Below are 21461 nucleotides of genomic sequence, written 5' to 3' on the forward strand. Positions count from 1 at the left end.
TTGATCTACCCCTTCTCTATCCGGTCCACAATCCCGACAATCACGGCGTCAACCGGCGCCCCGTTGTCCTGCAGCGCCAGACGGGCGGAACTTCCGGTGGCGATCAAAACCGTTTCCCCCGCCCCGGCGCCCTGGGTATCGACGGCCACCAATAAACCGCCTTTGCCGTTTTTCATTTCCGGCGACACATCGACCAGCAATAATTTGTAACCGACCAACTGGCTATGCTTTTGGGTAGAAACGATATTTCCGACAACTTTTCCGGTCAGCACGGGATCACCTCTTTCTCAGCCACGCTTTGGCGCCGCAGTTAATCCCGGCCGCGTTGGCGTCATCGGTGTCCAGATGCATTTCCAAGACGAATTTGGGGCCCACCCGGATCTGCACGTGCTCGAAGATCAAGGCTTTGTCCCCTTCCACCTCGACCTCCACCTCTTGATCCGGTTTCACCCCGAAGCGGGCCGCGTCCGCCTCATTCAAATGAATATGGCGGTTGGCGCAGATTACGCCTTCTTTCAGTGTCACCACCCCGGCCGGCCCTACCAGAGTAATTCCGGGAGTGCCGGCGATCTTGCCGGAGGGCCGCACCGGCGGATTCAACCCCAGAACAATGGCGTCGGTCCTGGAGATCTCCACCTGGGTATGAGAACGGGCGGGTCCTAGAATCCGGACATTCTCGATGGGACGCATCCGCGGCCCGATCAAGGTTACCGTCTGGTTGGCGGCAAATTCACCAGGCTGGCGCAGATCGCGGAGCTTGGTCAATTGGGCTCCCGGCCCGTAAAGCTGCTCTAGGTCAGCGGGGGTAATATGGACATGGCGCACCGAGATGCCGACGGGAATCAGGCCATCGAAGGGCTGGCGCTGCTTCAAGGCTGCGATGACCCGCTCGGTAACTTTGGCGATCAGTTCATGCTCGTCGATTTTGGACACCACCTTACGCTTTTATCGCGGGAAAGGACCAAGCGTCTCCCGCAGGGAATAACCCAACCGATAGAATGGCGTCTGCGTTCAGACGTTTTTCCCTTTCCGGCCGGCTTTATTTCAAACCCGGCAGGATCTGCTGCAGATCGCTGTGCGGCCGCGGAATAATATGTGACGCCACCAGATCGCCGAGACGGCTCGCAGAATTGGCGCCGGCTTCAACCGCCGCTTTGACCGCGCCGACCTCGCCCCGGACCATGACCGTGATCAAGCCGGAACCGATCCGCTCGGTACCGACCAACGTGACACTGGCCGTTTTTACCATCACATCGGCCGCTTCAATGGCCGCGACAAAACCTTTCGTCTCAATCAATCCCAACGCTTCTCCCACTTTTAGTCAACTCCTTTGGCTTTTTTGGCTGCTTCCGCTGTGGTATCCGGAGTCATTTTGGCGACTTCCGGATGCGGTCTGGGGATCACATGCGCCGCCACCAGTTCGCCCAAACGGGATGCCGCCGCACTGCCGGCTTCGACCGCCGCCTTGACCGCTCCCACATCGCCCGTGACCATCACGCAGATTAAGCCGGAACCGACCTTTTCGGTCCCGTTCAAGCTGACTTGAGCCGTCTTTAACATGACATCCGCGGCTTCGATTGCAGCGATAAATCCTTTGGTTTCAATCAAACCCAATGCCTCACCCGCCAAATGAAACGCCTCCTTTTATTTGAGCCCACTGCCCGGCCTGGGGATTACATGAGCCGCCGCTACCTTGCTCACGGCCTGAACCGCAACCGTGGCCGCATCGATACCCACCCGAATCGCCGCTACGTCTCCGGCGAGTTTGACCACAATTTGACCGCCGCCCTTGGTGGCTTCCGTTCCCACCAACCGAACGCCGGCCGCTTTGGCGGCGGCATCGACGGCCACAATGGCCGCAGCCCAGCCTCTGACCTCGATCAGACCCAATGCTTCTTCCATGACCTCATCCCTTTCTGTTCCACTGAACCCGGACACCGGAAACTACGGCTTGCTCCCTAACCTCAAAAGCCGGATGACGCCCCTTATCGGGCCTCCTGCAACACTTGCTTTACAACCTCCGTAATCAATAAAGTGAGTTGAGCGTCATCCAACCTCTCATTGGCTGCTGTTGGTTGGGTAACCCCGCAAGCGCCGCATTCCTGGCAGCCGGGATGGGCTCCCTTGATCCCCATTTTGTTGCGGATCTCCAGCAACCGGCTGACCTGGTGCGCCGGCAACTCTTTTTCTCCACCCAGTTGCCGGGCTGCCAGGCTGATCGTCGCGAAATGCTCCATGGTCTCCATTTTGTGATAAGCATTATAGACATCCGTCCCCAGGGTCAGAGCGCCATGATTCTCTAGCAAAAACGCGTCATGATTCTTCAAGTATTTGGCGATGGCGACGGGGATCTCTTCGGTGGACGGTGTGCCGTATTCGGTGAGCGGAATATTGCCCAGCGAGATGATGACCTCGGGCAAGGTGCATTTGGAAAGCGGCAGACCCGCCACGGCAAAGGCGGTGCTGACCGGAGGATGGGCGTGCACCACGGCGTTGACATCCGGCCGATCCCGGTAAACGCCGAGATGCATCTTGATCTCGGTGGACGGATTAAGAGTGCCGCTAATCCGCTCGCCCCGTCCGTTGACTTTGATAATCATCTCGGGCGTCATAAAGCCCTTACTCACGCCCGTCGGCGTACACAAAAACTCATCCGGTCCGATGCGGACGGAGATGTTGCCATCATTGGCGGCCACATAACCCCGCAACCAGATCCGGCGGCCCACTTCTACAATGTCCTTACGCAGCTGACTCTCTGGTGTCACAGAAATTCCCCCTCGCAGCTTTGTTCTGAGCTGATGTACATGAATTTTCAAAAACGTTTTTACTTAATATTAAACATTATTCGGCCTGTCTCGGAAAATTCCTTCCATAGTAAGAAATTTATTGTGAAAATTTCCTACAAAAATATTTTATCTTGGAAATAGTCTTCAAGCTGGGCAAAAAAATATCCGACTCAGTCGGATAAATAAAACTTGCTTTTCCCAATCCATACGATTACGATAAAAAGCTGTTTGTGCCGGCAAAACCATTCCTCGATGGAATGCCGTTCAGAACTTTCTCCCATTCATCAATTGCTCCGTCTGGTGGATCTGGGCCAACGCTTTTTCTTTCATGCGCAGAGCCACATTGACCTGCAACACGTCGGTAATAGTCAGTTGGGCCGCCCGGGAGGCCATCGCCTCCGAGCGATAGAGCGTTTCCTGGGATGAAGTGTGCAAGCTAATGTCGGAAACCTTGGTAATCGGCGATTTGGCGTAGCCGGTAATGCAAATGGTGGTGATGCCCAGCTTCCGGGCGCCCGTCAGCGCTTCGACGACCTCCTTGGAGCTACCGGAATGGGAGATCCCGATGACCACATCGTCCCGGTTCAACTGCGAGACCAACATCAATTGAATGTGGGGGTCGACATAGGCTTGACAGCGCAGGCCGATCCGCATCAGTTTATATTGGCAATCCAGGGCGATCGGCCCCGACGTGCCCACTCCGATGACGGCAATCGTATTCGCGGCCAAAATCGCCTGCGTGGCCCGTTCCAACTGCGCTACGTCCAAAATGGCGCTGGTATTCTCCAAAGCTTGGATATTGGCTGCGAAGACCTTCTGGATCACGGTTTGGGAATTATCATTTTCGCTGACATCCTCATGGATGTTCTTCAGCGGCGCCACCAGATCCTGGGCGATCGCGATCTTAATCTCTTGAAAGCCCCGGTAGCCGGCCTGCTGGCACATGCGGACCACCGTCGCCTCACTGGTGTTGCTCCGCTCGGCGACCTCAGTGACGGATAAGTAAACCACTTCATCGGGGTGTTTGGTGATATAGTCGGCGGCCCGCTTCTCCGCCGCCCGCAACGCGGGGTAAACCCCCTGCAGTTTTAATAAAGTCGCCGGTATCGTAGCTTTGGCTTGCTCTGATTCGGTCATCGGTTCCTCCATATCTTCAAGGCAAAAGTTGTCTAATTCATTGTAGCCGAATTCTCCCGTTCAAGCAATTGCAAAAAACGCTGTTTGGCTGCATTGGAGTTCGGATCGGGAGCGGCGGGCTGATACACCCGGGGCGGGAAGGAAACCCGCACGATACGGCGCAATGCCTCCAGGTCGGCGATCTTTCCCAATGCCAATGCCTGGGTCAGCAGATTGCCGATGGCGGTCGCCTCGATGGGACCGGTCAGCACCGGTTGCCCGGTAATATCGGCGGTCAACTGGCAAAGCAGTTCGTTTTTGGTGCCGCCGCCGACCATGTGAATGCCGTGATAGCGGGCGCCGGTAAGCTCCTCCAGCCGCCCGACGACCCACCAGTATTTCAGCGCCAACGACTCCAGAATGCAACGGACCATGGCGCCGGGCGAGTCGGGAACGGGTTGCCCGGTTTTCTCTACAAACTGGCGGATCGCTTCCACCATATCCCGGGGGTTCAAAAACTCCGGCGCGTCCGGATCGATGAGGGTCCGCCACGGCTCAGCCGCGGCCGCTAGCTGCGTCAGTTGCGCGTAATCATAGTCCTGTCCCTGCTTGGACCAGGATTGACGGCAGCGTTGCAACAACCACAGGCCGATGACGTTCTTCAGGAAGCGGATGCGGTGGTCCACGCCGACCTCGTTGGTGAAGTTTAGGGCTTGCGCCCGCGCATTGATGAGCGGCTCACGCAGTTCGGTCCCGATCAGCGACCAGGTGCCGCAGCTGATATAGACGAAGGGATCCTCGGTCGCGGGAATCGCCGCCACCGCCGAGGCGGTGTCATGGCCGCCGATGGCGATCACCTTGGCCGACATTCCCAACTCCGCCGCAGTATCCGGCGTCAACTCGCCCAGCACGGTTCCGGGTTGAACCAGCGGCGCGAAGAGCGACCGCGGCAAAGAGAGTCCCTTGATGAGGTCAAAAGCCCAATCCTGTACCACCGGATTATACAGTTGCGAGGTGGAAGCGATGGTGGTGTCATTGGCCTTCACACCGCTCAAGAAGTAAGTAAGCAGTCCCGGAATGAACAGCAGGCTGGCGGCGCACTCCAACAGTTCCGGATGTCCTTCGCTCAAGGCCAGCAGTTGGCACGAGGTATTGATCGGCATCATCTGAATTCCGGTTTGGCGATAAACTTCCGCCTGCGGGACCTTGCCGAAGAAGCGGGGCATGATCCCGTCGGTACGACTGTCGCGGTAATGCACCGGATTGCCCAGCAACTCCCCGGAGGCGCTGAGCAAACCGAAGTCCACCCCCCAAGTATCCACCCCGATTCCGTTCAGACTCCCGGCTCGCTGATAGGCTGACCGCATCCCTTTTTTGATCTCCCGCAACAGTCCGGGGAGATCCCAATATAGATGCCTGCCCAGATAGACCGGTTCATTCAGGAAGCGGTTCACTTCCTCCAGGGTCAAATTTTCTCCCTCAAGACGGCCGAGGATCGTCCGGCCGCTTTCAGCCCCCAGATCGACCGCCAATAAATTAAGCGTTTCTTCCATTGCATTGTACCCCCATTGATCCGTTTTCAATCCCAGGCAGGCCCCTTCAAAAAAGTGCTCCTAGGGCTTCGAGCGGGACCGACCTTAAACAGCAGTTCGTATAATAATTCCCCTCGTGTAGAATTTTTCCTTCAATAAATTGAAATTGTGAAGACAAATTTCAAAAGCTCTATTCACTCAGTTCGTCCTAATGTGCCAGGATCGCTCCGGAGGTCATGGTTGATTATAATGGTTCGGGTTTCATGATGATTTCGGCAAGCCAATTCGAACTTCAGCCATACTGAAAAAATCATAAGTTTTGTAAATTTATTTTGAGGATTGGTCGAATTGCTTGATAGCGAGAAGTTTAAGATCTTATAATACATACTATACCTGCGAGTCATTGCGAAAATGTCTGGGGGGCAACCGGGAGGAAATGAAGATGAAGCGGATTGGACCGCGGAATATTAAAACTGCGTTGGCGGTGGGCATTTGTATTCTCATTTCCAGACTGCTCCGGCTGGAGTATCCCTTTTATGCCGCCATCGCCGCGATCATCTCGATGGAGAGTTCGATCACCGCCTCGTTGCACGCCGGGAAGAACCGGATGCTCGGAACCTGTGTCGGAGCGGCCATCGGAATGCTCTGCGCCCTAATTCAGCCGGGCAATGCTCTCCTTTGCGGCATCGGCATCGTGATCGTCATCTACATCTGCCATTCCCTCCGCTGGAATAAAGCCGTTGCGATCGCGGGGATCGTCTTCCTGGCCATCATGCTGAACTTGGAAGGCAGAAGCCCCGTTTTTTACAGCTTGAACCGGTTGCTCGACACTTTTATCGGCGTGACCGTGGCGATTCTCGTCAATCACTTCTTCATGCCGCCCAATCATTGGACCAAGACCATCCAAGGCGGCCACGAACTGCTCCACAAAACCAAAGAGCTGCTGCAAAAACTGTTCATCGCCGGAGAGATGAGCAATCTCTCCGTTTATCGCAAGGAAATCTCGGCTTATAAACGGCAGTTGCTGGCTTTTCACGAGGATCTGCGTTACCTGAAGCGAAATGCCGAGGATTGGGGACGCCTCAAAGAGACCATCGACCTCTTTTATAATCTACTCAATGATCTGCAGGCCATCCAGGAACTGCCCTTGCCCCTGGGCCTGGATGATGACAATCGCGGCCGGGTCCGGGCCCTCTTCGAAAGCCCCGCTCTTCCGGAAGGGCCAGCCGGATCCGGCGAGGCGGAGATTGTCTACAATTATCACGTCCGGCAACTTTTGGCCCGCTACGGGCAGATCTCCCGCAGGATTGAGTCCGCCCCGGGACTTCGGTGAAATCCCCCAAAGAAGCCAAAATAAAAAGACTGTCGACGTTGTCAACAGCCCTCCTTCGTTTTATTCAATAAAACGGAAACTTCACCCCGTAGCATTCCGAGGTTAAGAATTTACTTTTTGTGGCGTCGGTTGCGGCGCTTGGGCCTCGTCGCCCATCAGCAACGCTTTCCGCGAGAGATTGACCCGGCCCTGCTTGTCGATTTCGATCACTTTGACCATGATCTCATCGCCGACATTGACCACGTCTTCTACCTTGGCCACGCGTTCCTTGGCCAATTGCGAAATGTGCACCAAACCTTCCTTGCCCGGCAATACCTCCACAAAAGCGCCGAAGTTCATCAACCGGGTGACCTTGCCGAGATAGGTGGCGCCGATCTCCACATCGCTGGTGAGACGTTTGATCATCTCTTGGGCTTTGGAGCCGGCGGTTGCGTCCACCGCGGCGATAAAGACGCGGCCGTCATCCTCGATGTCGATCTCGGTGCCGGTTTCTTCGATAATCTTGCGGATCATCTTGCCGCCCGGTCCGATGACGTCGCGGATCCGGTCCGGATCGATGTCAAAAGTGATGATGCGCGGCGCATACGGTGAAAGATCTTGACGCGGTTCGCTGATGGCTGCCAGCATCTTGCCGAGAATAAACAGACGGCCTTCGCGGGCCTGGGCCAACGCTTGCTTCAGAATTTCGCGGCCGATACCCTTGATCTTGATGTCCATCTGGATGGCGGTGATCCCGTCTTTGGTTCCGGCGACTTTGAAGTCCATATCACCGAAGTGATCTTCCATGCCTTGGATATCGGTCAGAATGGTAAAGTCATCGCCGTACTTGAGCAGTCCCATGGCCACGCCGGCCACCGGCTTGCGGATGGGGACGCCGGCGTCCATCAGCGCCAGGGTGCTACCGCAGACGCTAGCCTGGGAGGACGAACCGTTCGACTCGAGAACCTCCGAAACCAGACGGATGGTATACGGGAAAGAATCTTCGCTGGGAATCACCGGCAACAGGGCCCGTTCCGCTAAAGCGCCGTGGCCGATCTCACGCCGTCCGGGACTGCGCGAGGGCCGTACTTCTCCGACGCTGTAAGGCGGGAAATTGTAGTGATGAATATAACGCTTGGATTCCTCTTCGCCCAGACCGTCCAGGATCTGTTCCTCGCTGACCCGGCCCAAGGTGCAGACAGTCAAAACTTGAGTCTGGCCGCGGGTAAACAGGCCGGATCCGTGGGTGCGGGGCAGGATCCCGACTTCGCAAGTGATGGGACGAATCTCCGCCAAACCCCGGCCGTCGGGACGGATCTTGTCGATGACAATCATCTTACGGACTTCTTCTTTAACGATGCTCTCCAGGATCTCTTCGATATCCTTGACCGCCGCGGCGTACTCGGTATCCAGCGTTTCGCTGAAATGAGCCCGGGTGGCTTCCTTGACTTCCTCGATTAGAGCTTCCCGTTCCAGTTTCTCGTCGGTTTTAATGGCTGCCACCATTTTGGCGGTGGCAAACTCACGCACCTGAGCGTTCAACTCCGGGCTGGGCTCGTGAATGTTCACTTCGATCTTGGGTTTGCCGACTTCGGCGCGGATCTTCTCGATGAATTCGGTAATCTCTTGGATGACCGAATGCCCGTACAGAATCGCCTCCAGGGCGTCATCCTCGGTGATCTCGTTGGTGCCGGCCTCCACCATCATCACGGCTTCCTTGGTTCCGGCCACCGTGATCTGCATGTCGGTCTTCTCCATTTGCGCGACCGTCGGATTGATGACCAATTTGCCGTCGACCCGGCCCACTTTGACGCCGCCGATCGGTCCGGCGAACGGAATATCCGAGATATGTAGCGCGGCCGAGGCGCCGATCATGGCTAACAGCGACGGTTCGTTATCGGGCTCCACCGATAAGACGGTCGCCACCACCTGGACATCATTGCGGAAACCCTCGGGGAAGAGCGGCCGGATCGGCCGGTCAATCATCCGGGCGGCCAGAACCGCGCTCTCCGGCGGACGACCTTCCCGTTTGATAAACCCTCCGGGAATCTTGCCAACGGCGTATAACCTTTCTTCATAATCCACCAAGAGCGGGAAGAAATCGATTCCCTCGCGAGGCTTGGCGGCCATGGCCGCGGTCACGAGAACCACCGTGTCGCCATAACGGGCCAATACAGCGGCGCTCGCCTGTTTGGCGACGCGGCCGTACTCAATCGATAAGGTCCTGCCCGCCAAATTCATTTCCCATGTTTGCATTCTTTTCAATCCCTCCTACGAAACCCCTTACGGGATGGATTCGTTCGTTCGTTCTAACTTTCGGTGCGGGAATCCGCGACGCGCCAAAACCAAATTGCGGCGCGCCCAGGGTACAATACGGTACAATGAAATTGCTTATTCCATAGTATACCCTGTAAATAGAAAGAAAAGCGGGTAACCCGCTTTTCCAAACATTTATTTTCGGAGACCCAGTCGTTCAATGATGGCGCGATAGCGTTCAATATCCTTATCCGACAGATAATTCAACAGTCCGCGACGCTGACCGACCATTTTAAGCAAACCGCGGCGCGAATGGTGATCTTTCTTATGAACCTTCAGATGTTCAGTCAGATAGTTGATTCGTTCGGTAAGAATCGCAATTTGAACTTCCGGCGAACCGGTGTCACCTTCGTGCAGACGATACTTATTGATGATCTCTTGTTTCTGTTCGTTGTTCAGCATGATGTCACCTCCTCATCAAAAATCAAAACGCCATTGACCGAGGGTTACGTCGGAGCTTCGGAACTCCCAGTCAAGGGTTTTCCGCCGGAAGAAAATCCGACAGGGAAGCGCAGAAACGATAAATGTTTCGGCCGCAAACCACAATTATTTTACCATAAATTCGGAAGGGTGTAAACTAAATATATCTATTCAACCCCCCGAAAATAATGCCCTTTGGTAATGCCCCGGCCGGTCAGTTTCTTGAAATCCTCGATCAGCGGCTCGGCGATTTTGGAAGGATCGCCAAGATCCTGGCTCAAGCAATCCAATACGCTCCGGTAGCCCGCCACGAAGCTTCCTACGTCCTTTCCGGGAAAAGACTTCATTTCCAAACGGAAGACCGGAGCCGGAAGCTGGATAAGCTGCTGCAAATCGCCGAGCAAACAGAGATCCTTGCTATTCAATAAATGCATCCGGCAAAACTGATCGGTGCGGATTGGGAAATCCAAATTCATGCGGTCGCGCAAAGCGTATTGACGGGAACGGCAAAGACGCCCGCAAGCTTTTCCCCCGGCCATGGTGGAACCGATGGGGCAATACTCGGATACCATCAGTTCCAGAGGCCCTTGGACGATTAATTCCGGACGCGGCCAGCGGTTGGCATAATAGAATTGCTTTAACTGCTCCAAAGAAAGCTCCGGGGAGAGGCAGACTTGACGAATGCGCGGATTGACCAGGCTTTCCACAGCCCACCGATTAAACAGATTCAGCGGATAATTGATATAAACTGCAGCGGTGCTCTCCCCCAAGGTCAACTGAAGCCCGCCGAGGTCGGAAACCATCAGGCCATCGGGTTCGGCGGCGAGGGCCATCTCCCACTGCTGGCGCCATAAGGTCCGTTGCCCCTCCCGTAGAATCCGGGGCAAGCCGATCACCACGGGAATGCGGTTTTCCCTTCCCAGCGCCACCGCGCTCCGGAGCGTTTCGGCAGACCAGTGAAAATCGGTCAGCTCATCACCGCCGATATAAATCTGATCCCCTCCGCCGGCAATCGCTTGCCGTACGCCTTCAAGATCGGCCACCCAAACGCTCAAAACGGGGTGGGCGGCATTCCGTCGCTGCCGTTCCGGTTTTGACTCCGGCAACAGCGGGGTTTTTAAAAGCAGCGGTTCACGGCGAAACGGCGCCAGCCGGGCCGCGACCAATTGTTCCGTCGCCTGGCGACGCACTTGATTCAGTTCACTCAAAGGCAGCATCAGATTGGGAGCCAGTTCCGACCGGAGTCCGGCGAGGCGAAAATTGGTATTCCCCAATCTCCCAAGCTGCTCCCGGAGCACTTCTTCCGTCAACGGACGGTTGCGCGCGGGTTGCAGCGGAATTTCCGAGGACGCAATGCCCTGATTCCCCGCCTCGTCTTGATACACGACTTGCAAGGGCATCCCGTTTTGGCCGGACACCAGGACGGTGCAAGGAATCTGGAATGACTCGTTTTCGCGATCGAGGACTTGCCGGGTTTGGGCATCCACTCGGGCGGAATAAACTTTAAAGACGCGGTCGCCAGGGGTGATTCGGCCCGGAATCTCCAAACTGACTACCGTCCCCGCAGGAGCCTCCGTCAGGACTTGGCCACCGGCGCTTTGCAGCTCCTTAATCGTAGCGGAAACTCTCCCGCCCTGACTCACCCAGACCTCGACAATATCGTCGCGGTTTAAGGCTGCTTCCAATTTGAGCGTGACCCTATCCTGCGCCGGATTAACCTTCTGAATGCGGCCCAATTGAATACCGCGGTTATTCGGGCGGGTAAAACTCATCAAAGCCTGATTCCGGTTTCCGCCGAAATAACCGGTGGTCAAACCGCGATTAAAGACCTCGGCCAGCTCCTGAAGATCGACGTCTCCAACGGCGAATCTCGCGGGATCCTGATAGTACCGGTCCAGCGCTTTCCGGTAAGCCTTGACCACGGCATAAACATATTCAGGCCGCTTCATCCGGCCTTCGATCTTCAAGGAACGCACACCGGAGCGTTGTAATTCGGGGAGGAGCGTCACCAATGCAATATCTTGGGGAGATAACAAATATTGGCCCTTCACGGGGACTACCTCGCCATCCGCCACCAGACGGTACTCCATGCGGCATGGCTGGGCACAGCGGCCCCGATTTCCGCTCCGGCCGCCAATCATGCTGCTCATCAAGCATTGTCCCGAGTAGCAAATGCATAATGCGCCATGGACAAATACCTCGACCTCCACGCCGGTTTCAGCAATGGCCGCGACCTCAGGTTCGGCCAATTCCCGTGCCAGAACCACCCGCCGTACTCCCAATTCCTGCAGAAACTGAGCGCCTTCCCGGTTGTGAACGGTCATTTGGGTGCTGGCATGCAACTCCAGCTGCGGAATGTGGCTCCGAACGAGGTGAATTAGGCCTAGGTCCTGCACAATTAAGGCATCCACTCCGATATGATAGAGATCATGCACAAAACGAAGCGCCGTCTCCATCTCAGCGTTGGCGATCAGCGTGTTCACCGTAACATATAGTTTTTTGGAGTGCAAATGAAGCAGTTCCGCGGCTTTTTCCAAGGCCGGCAGATCGAAATTGCCGGCAAACTGACGGGCGCTAAAAGTTTTGCCCCCTAAGTAAACCGCATCCGCCCCGGCTGACAAACCCGCCAACAAAGCATCCCAATCCCCGGCCGGGGCTAATAATTCCATGCCAACATTATCGTGATATAATTTCATCGGAAAGTCCATCCCATGTAACATTTTATTTTACTGAGTATCAACTTAGCTCCGCTCACCCTCTGGCTTTACCCGTTTTTTCGCCGTACTTTCCCGACTTATCCACAGCCAAAACCATTAACCCCGTTAAACGGATCCGTTTATCCACAAAAATAGATGACTGATTCACAAAAAGAGCTTGCTGAACGACTGAGCAAGCTCTCCCATTCACAAAACAAGCTTGCTTATCCACAAAAAGAGCTTGCCGAGCGACTGAGCGAGCTCTCTTATTCACAAAACCAGCTTGCTGATTCACAAAACAAGCTCACTCATCCACAAAAAGAGCTCGCTGAACGACTGAGCAAGCTCTCTTATCCACAAAACGAGCTTGCCCGACGACTGAATGAGCTCTTTCAGTCACCCAAAGCGATCCGTGTTCACAAAATCATCTCTTTTCAGCGCCTCAACCCGGCCACTTATCCGCAAAACGACGCCATGACTTATCCTTCAATCCCTTCGTGAGTGAGCGGAGCGAACTTGATAATCGTATTTATTTTAAAAGCCTTGTGATAAAGTCTTACGAACCGGAAAATGCCTTCCAAAAAGATATCAAACGACTTTATCACTTGCTTTTCTAAGCTTTTGTGTTCACCCTGGCCTTCGGACAGGGTTTATCACAACGCTTTTAAAAAGCCTCATTGATAATCGAAATTCCCATCGTTTCCAAGACTGAATCATAAATATCCGTCAGGGTGAGAATCGATCGAAACGGCAGCCAATTTTCGGCGAAAACGAAAGTGGGAACGGGGTTGAAGGTATGGCTCTTGACCGAGAGATCCTCGATATTACCGTGATCACTCACGACTAATACGGATAAAGTTTCATCCCTGCCCGCGATGATTGTCCCAAGGAACCGGTCCAAACGGTTCAAGATCAGGTGTGCCCAATCCCGGTCCTGCGCATGTCCGCAACGATCGGTCTGAAAGTATTCGAATAATGTAAAATCCTGCTGTTGCGCCAAGCCCAGCAAGTGGCGGGCGGCTTCTTCCGGCTCGTAAAGCGGCACCGCATAACCTTTCTCTCGTAACATTTCATTGGTGATATCCTGATACACCGCCGCGCCGCGCAACAGCTCCGGTATCATCAACAACCGGCAGCCGCCGGCCAACGCCGCAGTGGTAGTTGCCGAATGCCGCCACTTTCCTTTTTTTACGGTATCAAAATATTCTTCGGTAAAGGTATTGGCAAATACCGCCCTGCGACCGTTATCGTTCATCACCTTAAAGAGACTATGTTGCTCCAGAATCTCTCGCAATGCCCGGGTGGGGAAGCCGTGAATGTGCCGGCCGGTAATTCGCGCGGCGTTAATTCCGGATAAAAAAGCAGTCTGCCCCGTGGCGCTTTGGGGAATCCCCGCCACACCCATGGTGGTATCGGTCGGCAGGAGCAACCAATCTGCGGTCTGGATTCCTTCTCCCACCGTTTCCTTGACCAATGGGTTTCCGGAAAACAGGCTCCGGATAAAAGGCATCTCCGCCGTGACGAACGGGTTCGAGTCAGTCGCCGCTCCGAGGCCAAACCCATCAATAAACACTAATAACAGCGGCATTTAGCTCTCCTTGGAAGTGATCATGACTTTCAATTCTTGCAACTCGCGCCGGAGCGCGCCGACTTCGACTAAAAGCTGTTGAACAGGGACTGGATCGTCTTCTTCCTTCAGAATAACGCTAAATTTCCCGCATGCCTCCAAGACGGCCTGCGAGACCTGGGAAAGGCGGGCCACTCCCTCTTTACGCAATTCCTGATAGAGATCGGCCTTGGAAATATGTTCTTTGGCCAGATTCGCTTCGAGTAACTCACCGTTTTTCACCAGCACGGTCGGTTTTCCTTCCAACAATCCGGCAAAAAATCGGGAACGGAAGGAAAGCATCGAGAAGAGCCATTCCAATCCCCCCAACATCGCCAGGATGAGTACGCCCCGTTCGAAAGGAACGCGCTGTTCCAGGCCGACCACCACAATGACATCCCCGATTCCGGCCATAATGACCAGATCGAACAGGCTCAGGGTCCCAAGGGCACGTTTGCCCATCCAACGGACCACCGCGAGCGCAATAATATAGATTGCCACCGGCTTAAGCAAAAAACGAAGTAAAAACAACCAGTCCATCCCATCGCCTCGGCGTTAGTATGGACCGGTTGGCAAAAGCCGATTCTCGCTTTCTACTACTGGGTCCGCCCACAAACAGGGCATTTTCCCTTGACGGTCGTCGGTTCGGGATTGGGCCAGACTTTGCAGTCAACAACTCCCAGGCTGCCGAAGCGTTCGTATGGGCAGGTCCCGTTAATCATATGATAGCCTTCGAACGTAAGACAGCCGTCGCTGACTCGGTGACAGTTGGGGCAGTATGTTTGGGGGTAAGAAGATAATCCGGCCCGAACCAAGCCGCGATATTCTACTTTGTGGCCGCAGGCGATACAAATGGCACCCGCTAGCTCTCGACCGTTTAATTTCCGCAATTGCAAGCCTTCGGGCGATACAACCAACCTGGGCATGTCCTGAGGTAAAGAGTTGTCCTGAACCACATAGAACAATGGAGCCAGCCGCAAAAGATCATTGGCAAAACTGGATGTTTCGACCGGACTGTGAAGCAGGTCCCAAGGCAAGGCCATCAAGCATAAAAGGACAATAATCAAAATGACCGCCGCCTTAAAACCGCCGAAAAGGGCGCCGACGCCACTATCGATCAACGTTATGGGCTCATTTTTCTGGACTGCCCGCCAGTGTTTGCCGATAAAGCTCACCGCACCGCCGATCGCGACCACTAGCAGAATAAAACCGATAATCTGGCAGAGTGCTGCCGAAAAATGCAGGATGCTTTCAAGATAATTCCCAATCGTGGCATAGAAATAAAAAGCCAGAACCAAGGCCAGTACGCCGCCTAATAGATCGAATAGTTGCTGGACAAATCCCTTTCGATAACCTTGAAATATAAAAAAAGCAAAAACTCCGCCAATCAACCAGTCGACCCAGGTCACGAGATGACCTCCTTCCCCAGCGCCATCACATAGACGATACGCCGGTGCTCTAAGGCATTCCTAAAAAAAGTCTTACTCAGCCTCCGCCAGCAAGCGATCGAGATACTGATATTCTTGACGCAATTTATGGATTTCATCCGCCACTTTCAAGGCAGCCAACACAGCAATTTGGGATTTGTTCAATTTCGGATTATTACTGGCGATACTCTTAAAAATATCATCAAGATACGAAGCGATTGTATCGACGTATTCGCGGTTATCATTGCCGCGAATCAAGTATTCTTCGCCCATTAACCTGACGATATACTGTTTATTTTCTGACTCATCATTCTTCCGTTCGAGCATTGCCACACCCCGGAGAAAAATTTGCTGCGTGAAATGAATGAGAACGATGCCCATCCAGTTCAGATAATTGGCCATCCATTAAAAAACTCCTTCATTTGAAGGAGTCAAACTTCAACAACGATTCCAAAAAGGTACGGCAGACAGAGGATGAATCCGCTAAACAATAGATAGCAAAAGAGAGTCGTGACTGAGATCACCGGCCGTTTGGCATCCGAAAGATAATTCCTGATCTGAAAAAGATACTGAATCCAAGGTATCCTTTCCGGAAAATCGAGGTCGGCTTGCCATTCCTGCCAGCTGAGATAGGTCGCTATCTCTTGATCTAACTGGAAAAGGTCTTGATCGACCCACCCTCGGGCTTTTTCGTAAACGATCCAAAACAAGCCGGTTGCTATTCCGAGTAAAGGAACGAGCAAGAGATAACTGTAAAGGAGCGAATCGACTACGAAGAAACTGACCAAATAATAATAGACCAAGCCCAAAAGAACAGTCAAGAGAAAACCGGTTTGAAGCGTTTCGCTCCAGAAACGTTGCCATAGGTTTGCAAACATCGTGGGAGCCACCCGGGGATGATTCTGCCAATGATGCCAAGTCAAATAAAAAGTCTCTGCGAGCGAACTCAAAAAATAACCCCAGATGAATGAGTCTGCGATGACATAAAGGTAAAAGGTCCACGCAACTTTTCCATTCACCAACATAAACTTAGCGGCTTGAGCGCCGAACATCAGAAAAAAGCCGCTAAAAATTATCCATCCCCGTCCTCGGGACGGCCGATAGTGCGGAAAGAATAAATACCTCCCGAGGAAGACCAACGCCACCAGCAAAACTTTGCTTTCCAGGAATGCTTTTAACTCCGATGCTTGCTGAATCTGTTCCACTTTACACAATCCGATGGAGACCAAGATCCAGATAATCGCAATTCCAATATAAAAAGCAGCCCCATAAATGACCTGGTTTTCAATTCGTTCCCAAATTCTGCCCATAAAAAAAACACCCCCCTGGCCCATTGTTGATACAATGTATGTTCGGGCGAGGAGGGTTTAGAACATCTTTCAATCTTACGGATTAGTGCCGCATTGTAAAACTGGCTAAGCCCGCACCATGGCTCCGTATGCCTGATTCAACGCCGTCAGCAGCTCGGTTTGGAGTTGATTGACCTCCACATCCGTCAGCGTCCGTTCCTTGGAGCGATATACTAATTTAAAGGCCAAACTCCGCATTCCTTCCGGAACTTGCTCTCCTTGATAGACATCGAAAAGTTCGACCCGTTCCACCAGATGTTTGGTGATCGTTTCGATCTTCGCGGCCACTTCCGCGGCAGGAACAGCTTTCGGGAGAACCAATGCCAGGTCCCGTTCCAAAGCCGGGAACTTTGGTAGCGCTTCGAAAACAATCTCGCTCTCCCGCAACGGAGCCAATAAAGATAGATCCAGCTCCATGACAAAGGCTTTTTTGGTGAGACCGTATTCGGCGGCAACATCCGGATGAACTTGACCGAACCAGCCGACGGACGTTCCTTTCACGAGAATCTCCGCCGCCTGACCGGGATGCAGAAAAGGTTGGGCCGAACGCTCCAGTGTAATCTGGGGTAAATGCAACCTGGCGAACAACGCTTCCAAGATCCCTTTCAAATCGTAAAAATCGACTTCCGCCCGGGACTGGTTCCAGCCATTCTCCCGCAACTGACCCATCAGACCAACGCTGAGATGGAGCGGTTCCTCCGGCAAGATTTCTCCGGATTTCGGCCGATAGATTCGGGCAAGTTCAAAGAAGGCCAAATTGGACTGGCGGCGTTTGGCGTTGAATGCCATGCATTCCAGCATGCTATGAATGAGGTTGGTTCGCATCGCCGCTTGCTCTTCGCTCAAGGGCACCAATAGATCCACGGTCCGAGACAAGGGATCGTTCCCCGGAAGTTGTAAACGCTCGGAAACGTTTTTCGCATATAAACTATATGTTTTAATCTCCGATAACCCGATTCCCTGCAAACAGGAACGGCATTCGACCTCAAACCGTTGCAAAGGGGTAAGGCCCCCCGGTTGGCGACTCTCCGGAATTGTGGCCGGAATAAGATCGTAACCGTAAAGTCGGGCTACTTCTTCCGCCAAATCCGCAGTGAATGACACATCCGGCCGATAAGTCGGCACCGTGACTTCAAATTGCCCGGCTTGAGGTTCTAGCACCGAAAAACGGACCCGCTCCAGATAATTGCGGATCTCTGCCGGACTCAACGCAGTGCCGAGCCACTGGTTGATCGCCTTGGCCGAGGTATGGATGGTCACAGGTTCGATGGATTGCGGATATTGATCGATATATCCTTTGGCCACGGTCCCGGCTCCCAGCAATTCAATGAGGTGCATGGCCCGATTCATCGCGGTTAAGGTGCCATTGGGATCGATTCCCCGTTCAAAACGGAAGGAAGATTCGGTCTTCATCCCCAACTTGCTTGCGGTCTTCCGAATGCTGCGCGGTGCGAAATACGCCGCCTCAAACAAAATATTCACCGTATCACTCCGGACTTCACTGCTTGCGCCGCCCATGACTCCAGCCACGCAGAGCGGTCCCCGGGGATCGGCGATCAACAATTCTCCGGCCTCAAGCTGCCGCTCCACATCATCCAGTGTCAGCAGTTTTTCACCATCCAGCGCTCGCCGAACAATGATGGCGTGTTCGGCGATGCGATCGTAATCAAAAGCATGCAAGGGTTGGTTGTATTCCAACATAATATAATTGGTGATGTCCACCACGTTATTGATCGGGCGCACTCCGGCGGCCTGCAACCGGCGCTGCATCCACTGCGGCGAAGGTTCGATCTTGACTCCGGTCACGATCCGCCCGATATACCGCGGACAAAGGTCGGGATCGCGGATCTCGATGGAAAGCCTGCCCTCTACCGGCGTGCCTTCTTCTTTCACCGTCGTAGAGCTGGGGACCATTTCACCCCCCAGAACCGCCGCAACTTCCCGGGCCACGCCGATCATTCCCAAGCAGTCCGAGCGGTTGGCGGTCAACTCCAATACCAGAATCTGGTCGGTTGCGCCCAATGCCTCCGCTACCGGAGTGCCGGGGACAAATCCGCTCTCAAAAACCCAGATTCCCGACGATTCTTTCTCCAATCCCAACTCAGCGCCGGAGCAGAGCATCCCCTGGGAGAGCACTCCCTTAAAGTTGACTTCAGTGATCTCTTTCCCATCCGGCAAGGTGGCGCCCGGCAAGGCCAATGGCACCAAATCCCCGGTTTTCAAGTTTTTCGCGGCGGTAATCACTTGCTGTTGGCCCTGATCGGTCGCAACCTTTACGATCAATAGATTATCGGCTTGCTCGTGCTTTGATAATTGAACCACTTGGGCCACAATCATATCGCGGTACTGTTCAGCCTGGTCTTCAATAGCCTCCACCGCAATCCCGGACATCGTTAATTTCTCGGCCAATTCAGCCGCATTCAACTGGAAGGATACATATTCCCGCAGCCATTCTAATGAAACACGCATAACTTGTCTTCCTCCATCCTCTGTTATGAAGTCCCAAGTCCGTTTGCTTTTTTGAGAACCCTGAATCAACGAAAACCCAATTTTAGAATTGTGCTAAAAAGCGCAGATCGTTCTCATAAAAGACGCGGATATCACGAATATCGTATTTTAACATCGCGATCCGTTCAGCTCCCATGCCGAAGGCAAACCCGGTGAATCGTTCCGGATCATATTGGGACATTTTGAGGACCAGTGGATGAACCGAGCCCGCTCCCATGATCTCCAACCAGCCGGTCCCTTTGCATACCCGGCAACCCTTGCCGCCGCAACCACAGGAAACGTCGACCTCGGCGCTGGGTTCGGTGAACGGGAAATAACTGGGACGAAAACGAACCTTACGGTCGCTTCCAAACATCCGTTGCGCAAAGACTTCCAGAGTCCCTTTTAGATCGCCGAAGGTAATGCCTTCATCCACGACCATCCCTTCAATCTGGGTGAACATCGGCGAATGGGTGGCGTCCAATGCGTCGCGACGGTAGACCCGTCCGGGAGCGATCACCCGGAACGGGTTGGGATATTGCTGTTCCATCGTTCGAATCTGGACCGGAGACGTATGGGTCCGTAACAGTACTTCCGGCGTGATGTACAGGGAGTCATGCATATCCCGGGCAGGATGGTCTTTGGGCAGGTTTAAAGCCTCAAAGTTATAATAGTCTTTTTCGACCTCGGGCCCCTCGGCAATCGAGAAACCCAGGCCGATGAAGATCTCGGCAATCTCATCCATCACCAGTTGAATGGGGTGCGGATGTCCCAAGCTTGGCCGACGTCCGGGCAGCAGTATATCGATTTCCTCAGCCGCCAATCGGGTTTGTTGTTCTTGTTTTGCCAAATTGTCACCGCGCTCGGCGATGGCCGCTTCAATCTGCTGGCGGACTTCGTTGGCCAGTTCCCCAATGACCGGCCGCTCTTCGGGGGACAAGGCTCCCATCCCCCGCAAAATGGCAGTAAGCGATCCTTTTTTGCCTAAGTATTTGACGCGAATTTCATTCAACGCCGTACTCTGGACCGCTTGCGCGAGCTCCGCCAAAGCTTCCTGGCGTAACTTTTCCAGCTGCTCTTTCATGTTTGTACCCCCAGTAATTGAAATATCCAAAAACAAAAAAACCTTTCATCCCACTCGGGACGAAAGGTTGATTTTCGTGGTACCACCCAAAAAATAACTCCGCAGGTACAGAATGACTATACCCTCTCCCGCTAACGGTGGAGCTCCGTCGCGACCTACCTACTCCTCGTTCAGTCCGCAGCTTAAGAGGGAACTTCCCGACATCAGCCCGGGAAAGGGTCTCAGTCGTGCCCCTTCTCCCTGTAACCGGATAATGACGCGGTACTTTCCTCTGTCATCGCTTTATGTTATTTTATTTGACCTAATTAACTTAATGTCGTCCGCACAATCTCACGGTAAATTAAGTAGGCGGTGATGGAACCGGTCGTCTCAAAGACCCTCCAAAAAAATTCAGCCGATAACTTCACTTCAACATCATCCCTTCTTCACCGAGTGTTGTCGTGAAAAACGGTCACCGCAAAACCAACTTCATTATATCAAAGCCCTCTAACTTTTACAAGTATCCATATTCAACCGCTGTCGGAGCGCTTCGTAGATTAAAATTCCCGCCGACACAGCTACATTCAATGATTCCGCCTTTCCAGGCTGGGGGATCAGAACATTTTGGATGGAAAAATTTTCCCAATCCGGCGCTATTCCCCTCCCTTCACTACCGATCAGAATGAGCGTCGGCACTGTCAAATCCGCCTCAAAATAGGTCCGGTCCGCCCGCACATCGCCGGCTACCACCTGAATCCGTTTCTGTCCCGCCGCGGCAATGATACTGCCCGGAGGCTCATTGCGGAAGATCCTGACGTTAAAGATTCCACCCATGCTGGAGCGAACGACTTTGCCTTGATAGGGATCGGCGGTTTTTGGAGTAAAAATCAATTTACGGATGCCGCTGGCCCAAGCAGTCCGAATGATCGTCCCGATGTTTCCCGGATCTTGAACCCCGTCCACAATCAGTCCCAGGCTTACATCGGACAAATCGAATTCCACCGGTGCTGGTAAGGGAAGCACGGCGATAATTCCGGTTGGGCTTTCGGTTTCAGCCGCCCCCTTGAATACCGCTTCGTTCACCTCATATCCAGGCGCGACAGTTTGTAACCGTTCGAGCAGCTCTCTGCCTTCGACGCTCTCCCCTAACTTGGCTGTCCATAAATAAAACTGGACTTTCCATCCGGCCTGTAAAGCTTCCTGGACCAGATGGATTCCTTCGGCCAGAAATAGCTTATGCTCATCCCGGCCCTTTTTATGGTGTAAACTCTTTACCAATTTTATCGTGGAATTCGAGTTGCTGGTAATCAAAAGGATTCCTCCATAGTAAAGACGCAGGGTTATTCCTGCG

General features: G+C 53.6%; 22 protein-coding genes. 2 read left to right on the forward strand and 20 right to left on the reverse strand.

Translation table 11 applies throughout. The features are described from left to right. Positions 1–5: 5 nt before the first annotated feature. The 8 genes from EDC14_RS20625 to EDC14_RS20660 all read right to left on the reverse strand — a co-directional run bounded on the left by EDC14_RS20625 (position 6) and on the right by EDC14_RS20660 (position 5455). Positions 6–272, reverse strand: a complete 267-nt coding sequence (locus EDC14_RS20625) for a EutN/CcmL family microcompartment protein (RefSeq protein WP_132016216.1) — start codon at positions 270–272, stop codon at positions 6–8. Positions 273–276: 4 nt separating this feature from the next. After that, a complete protein-coding gene (gene pduL / locus EDC14_RS20630) occupies positions 277–924 on the reverse strand; it encodes a phosphate propanoyltransferase (protein WP_132016253.1) in 648 nt (215 codons plus the stop codon). 115 nt (positions 925–1039) lie between these two features. Next, on the reverse strand, positions 1040–1315 hold the full coding sequence (locus tag EDC14_RS20635) for a BMC domain-containing protein (RefSeq protein ID WP_132016217.1): 276 nt from the start codon (positions 1313–1315) through the stop codon (positions 1040–1042). A 2-nt stretch (positions 1316–1317) separates the two neighbouring features. After that, positions 1318–1629 carry a BMC domain-containing protein gene (locus tag EDC14_RS20640; protein WP_132016218.1) on the reverse strand — a complete coding sequence of 104 codons (312 nt, stop codon included), beginning with the start codon at positions 1627–1629 and terminating at the stop codon, positions 1318–1320. Between the two features lie 15 nt (positions 1630–1644). Continuing rightward, a complete protein-coding gene (locus EDC14_RS20645) occupies positions 1645–1902 on the reverse strand; it encodes a BMC domain-containing protein (RefSeq protein WP_132016219.1) in 258 nt (85 codons plus the stop codon). Between the two features lie 83 nt (positions 1903–1985). After that, a complete protein-coding gene (locus tag EDC14_RS20650) occupies positions 1986–2765 on the reverse strand; it encodes a class II aldolase/adducin family protein (protein WP_132016220.1) in 780 nt (259 codons plus the stop codon). Between the two features lie 285 nt (positions 2766–3050). Continuing rightward, complete coding sequence (locus tag EDC14_RS20655) at positions 3051–3923, reverse strand: MurR/RpiR family transcriptional regulator (RefSeq protein ID WP_165908186.1); 873 nt, start codon at positions 3921–3923, stop codon at positions 3051–3053. A 32-nt stretch (positions 3924–3955) separates the two neighbouring features. Then, the gene (locus EDC14_RS20660; RefSeq protein ID WP_132016222.1) at positions 3956–5455 is read right to left on the reverse strand and encodes a rhamnulokinase; all 1500 of its coding nucleotides are present in this window, start codon (positions 5453–5455) and stop codon (positions 3956–3958) included. A 421-nt stretch (positions 5456–5876) separates the two neighbouring features. On the opposite strand from EDC14_RS20660, the gene EDC14_RS20665 reads away from it, so the two are divergent. Then, complete coding sequence (locus EDC14_RS20665) at positions 5877–6767, forward strand: FUSC family protein (protein ID WP_132016223.1); 891 nt, start codon at positions 5877–5879, stop codon at positions 6765–6767. Positions 6768–6869: 102 nt separating this feature from the next. On the opposite strand, the gene pnp is transcribed toward EDC14_RS20665, so the two are convergent. The 3 genes from pnp to EDC14_RS20680 all read right to left on the reverse strand — a co-directional run bounded on the left by pnp (position 6870) and on the right by EDC14_RS20680 (position 12178). After that, positions 6870–9002, reverse strand: coding sequence for a polyribonucleotide nucleotidyltransferase (pnp, locus tag EDC14_RS20670; protein ID WP_132016224.1), 2133 nt, complete (start codon positions 9000–9002; stop codon positions 6870–6872). Between the two features lie 195 nt (positions 9003–9197). After that, complete coding sequence (rpsO, locus tag EDC14_RS20675) at positions 9198–9464, reverse strand: 30S ribosomal protein S15 (RefSeq protein WP_132016225.1); 267 nt, start codon at positions 9462–9464, stop codon at positions 9198–9200. Positions 9465–9649: 185 nt separating this feature from the next. Further along, positions 9650–12178 carry a U32 family peptidase gene (locus tag EDC14_RS20680; RefSeq protein WP_165908187.1) on the reverse strand — a complete coding sequence of 843 codons (2529 nt, stop codon included), beginning with the start codon at positions 12176–12178 and terminating at the stop codon, positions 9650–9652. A 156-nt stretch (positions 12179–12334) separates the two neighbouring features. On the opposite strand from EDC14_RS20680, the gene EDC14_RS20685 reads away from it, so the two are divergent. Beyond that, on the forward strand, positions 12335–12679 hold the full coding sequence (locus EDC14_RS20685) for a hypothetical protein (RefSeq protein WP_132016227.1): 345 nt from the start codon (positions 12335–12337) through the stop codon (positions 12677–12679). A gap of 163 nt (positions 12680–12842) precedes the next feature. Here EDC14_RS20685 and EDC14_RS20690 read toward each other — a convergent pair whose 3' ends face one another. The 9 genes from EDC14_RS20690 to EDC14_RS20730 all read right to left on the reverse strand — a co-directional run bounded on the left by EDC14_RS20690 (position 12843) and on the right by EDC14_RS20730 (position 21421). Continuing rightward, positions 12843–13766, reverse strand: a complete 924-nt coding sequence (locus EDC14_RS20690; RefSeq protein ID WP_132016228.1) for an alkaline phosphatase family protein — start codon at positions 13764–13766, stop codon at positions 12843–12845. Continuing rightward, the gene (locus tag EDC14_RS20695; protein ID WP_132016229.1) at positions 13767–14324 is read right to left on the reverse strand and encodes a DUF421 domain-containing protein; all 558 of its coding nucleotides are present in this window, start codon (positions 14322–14324) and stop codon (positions 13767–13769) included. Positions 14325–14380: 56 nt separating this feature from the next. Continuing rightward, positions 14381–15193 carry a CvpA family protein gene (locus EDC14_RS20700; protein ID WP_132016230.1) on the reverse strand — a complete coding sequence of 271 codons (813 nt, stop codon included), beginning with the start codon at positions 15191–15193 and terminating at the stop codon, positions 14381–14383. 72 nt (positions 15194–15265) lie between these two features. Beyond that, complete coding sequence (locus EDC14_RS20705; RefSeq protein ID WP_132016231.1) at positions 15266–15613, reverse strand: cell division protein ZapA; 348 nt, start codon at positions 15611–15613, stop codon at positions 15266–15268. 29 nt (positions 15614–15642) lie between these two features. Then, positions 15643–16521 carry a hypothetical protein gene (locus tag EDC14_RS20710; protein WP_132016232.1) on the reverse strand — a complete coding sequence of 293 codons (879 nt, stop codon included), beginning with the start codon at positions 16519–16521 and terminating at the stop codon, positions 15643–15645. A 105-nt stretch (positions 16522–16626) separates the two neighbouring features. Beyond that, positions 16627–19029, reverse strand: a complete 2403-nt coding sequence (gene pheT / locus EDC14_RS20715; RefSeq protein WP_132016233.1) for a phenylalanine--tRNA ligase subunit beta — start codon at positions 19027–19029, stop codon at positions 16627–16629. Between the two features lie 82 nt (positions 19030–19111). Then, positions 19112–20131 (reverse strand): phenylalanine--tRNA ligase subunit alpha, encoded by a 1020-nt coding sequence (gene pheS / locus EDC14_RS20720; protein ID WP_132016234.1) that lies wholly within the window; start codon positions 20129–20131, stop codon positions 19112–19114. A 305-nt stretch (positions 20132–20436) separates the two neighbouring features. Next, positions 20437–20538, reverse strand: coding sequence for a YqzL family protein (locus EDC14_RS20725; protein WP_132016235.1), 102 nt, complete (start codon positions 20536–20538; stop codon positions 20437–20439). 79 nt (positions 20539–20617) lie between these two features. Continuing rightward, positions 20618–21421, reverse strand: coding sequence for a TrmH family RNA methyltransferase (locus EDC14_RS20730; protein ID WP_132016236.1), 804 nt, complete (start codon positions 21419–21421; stop codon positions 20618–20620). Between the last annotated feature and the right edge of the window lie 40 nt (positions 21422–21461).

Origin of the sequence: Hydrogenispora ethanolica (genome assembly GCF_004340685.1) — a bacterium.
GTDB classification, from domain to species: Bacteria; Bacillota; UBA4882; order UBA8346; family UBA8346; genus Hydrogenispora; species Hydrogenispora ethanolica.

Bases quoted from the DNA above. Each gene is read 5' to 3' on its own strand.
- EDC14_RS20645 (WP_132016219.1), bottom strand. From the start codon at position 1,902: ATGGAAGAAGCATTGGGTCTGATCGAGGTCAGAGGCTGGGCTGCGGCC.
- EDC14_RS20655 (WP_165908186.1), bottom strand. From the start codon at position 3,923: ATGACCGAATCAGAGCAAGCCAAAGCTACGATACCGGCGACTTTATTA.
- EDC14_RS20660 (WP_132016222.1), bottom strand. From the start codon at position 5,455: ATGGAAGAAACGCTTAATTTATTGGCGGTCGATCTGGGGGCTGAAAGC.
- EDC14_RS20665 (WP_132016223.1), top strand. From the start codon at position 5,877: ATGAAGCGGATTGGACCGCGGAATATTAAAACTGCGTTGGCGGTGGGC.
- pnp (WP_132016224.1), bottom strand. From the start codon at position 9,002: ATGCAAACATGGGAAATGAATTTGGCGGGCAGGACCTTATCGATTGAG.
- rpsO (WP_132016225.1), bottom strand. From the start codon at position 9,464: ATGCTGAACAACGAACAGAAACAAGAGATCATCAATAAGTATCGTCTG.
- EDC14_RS20680 (WP_165908187.1), bottom strand. From the start codon at position 12,178: ATGAAATTATATCACGATAATGTTGGCATGGAATTATTAGCCCCGGCC.
- EDC14_RS20685 (WP_132016227.1), top strand. From the start codon at position 12,335: ATGACTGATTCACAAAAAGAGCTTGCTGAACGACTGAGCAAGCTCTCC.
- EDC14_RS20690 (WP_132016228.1), bottom strand. From the start codon at position 13,766: ATGCCGCTGTTATTAGTGTTTATTGATGGGTTTGGCCTCGGAGCGGCG.
- EDC14_RS20695 (WP_132016229.1), bottom strand. From the start codon at position 14,324: ATGGACTGGTTGTTTTTACTTCGTTTTTTGCTTAAGCCGGTGGCAATC.
- EDC14_RS20705 (WP_132016231.1), bottom strand. From the start codon at position 15,613: ATGGCCAATTATCTGAACTGGATGGGCATCGTTCTCATTCATTTCACG.
- EDC14_RS20710 (WP_132016232.1), bottom strand. From the start codon at position 16,521: ATGGGCAGAATTTGGGAACGAATTGAAAACCAGGTCATTTATGGGGCT.
- pheT (WP_132016233.1), bottom strand. From the start codon at position 19,029: ATGCGTGTTTCATTAGAATGGCTGCGGGAATATGTATCCTTCCAGTTG.
- pheS (WP_132016234.1), bottom strand. From the start codon at position 20,131: ATGAAAGAGCAGCTGGAAAAGTTACGCCAGGAAGCTTTGGCGGAGCTC.